Source organism: Neisseria sp. P0021.S006 (genome assembly GCF_051956895.1).
In genome coordinates this window covers 1-973 of record NZ_JBQCWZ010000505.1, presented here as the reverse complement: position 1 = coordinate 973, position 973 = coordinate 1, and the positions used below count along the sequence as shown (strand labels likewise).

The 973-nt window shown below is 49.5% G+C and carries 1 protein-coding gene; it reads right to left on the bottom strand.

Annotated features, from left to right (window positions below; genetic code table 11):
* Positions 1-116: 116 nt before the first annotated feature.
* Entirely contained in the window at positions 117-929 is an 813-nt protein-coding gene (locus ACTHUM_RS15300; protein ID WP_107810216.1) for a phosphatidylserine decarboxylase, read from the bottom strand.
* Positions 930-973: the final 44 nt, after the last annotated feature.

The following is a 973-nucleotide window of genomic DNA, read 5'->3' as shown; positions in this document are numbered from 1 at the left end:
AGCTTTACCGGCGGTGTAAACGTGAAGTTTTAAAATCAGACAGCAAACAAAAAAGGTTTTCAGACGGCCGTCTGAAAACCTTTTTCTTGTTTTAACCAATCATTTAAAACTGACTATTAATCTTTCAACACATCTTGCACAGCCGCTTGAATCTTAGCTGCCGCTGCTTCGATTTGCTGTTGTTCGGTAGATTGGCTTGCCACTGTTTCAACCGGAGCCGCTTGTGAAGCAGGCGCAGCTTGTGGAGCTGCGGCTTTAGGCTCAGATTCAGTTTGCGGCGCAGTCAGCGGCAAACGCGCCAATACAGTGCTGACGCCGGTAACTTTATCGCCAATCGCCACTTGCGCCTGAGCATCGACAGGCAGATACATATCCACGCGCGAACCAAAGCGGATAAAGCCATAGCGTTCGCCGCGAGACAGTTTCGCACCTGCTTGGGTGTAGCACAAAATACGACGCGCCACCAAACCGGCCACTTGAACAAAAGTAATTTCACGACCAGAAGCTGTAGTCGCCAAAACCGCGTTACGTTCGTTTTCCGTGCTGGCTTTGTCCAAATCCGCATTCACGAATTTGCCTTTGTTATAGACCACTTTCGTTACTGTACAATCGGCAGGCGATTTTTGCGAATGCACGTTGAACACGTTCATAAAAATACTGATTTTCAAAGCATCGACATCACGATACGGATCGCGTGCGCGCTCAACCACCACGATACGACCGTCAACCGGGCTCAACACCGCTTCAGGATTTTGCGGAATCTCACGCGCAGGGTCGCGGAAAAACTGCAATGCAAATACGGTAAACACCCAAAACGGCAAAGACCACCAGCCGCAACACATCGACACCAGCAGGCTTAAAGCCAAACCGCCGCCGATAATCGGCCAGCCCTCACGGGCGATAATCGGGTGGGGATACAAACGGTTCATCACTTATCCTTCATTTAATAATTTCAAAATCGCCGCCACCATAT

Coding starts and splice junctions, on each gene's coding strand:
- ACTHUM_RS15300 (WP_107810216.1), bottom strand. CDS start 929: ATGAACCGTTTGTATCCCCACCCGATTATCGCCCGTGAGGGCTGGCCG.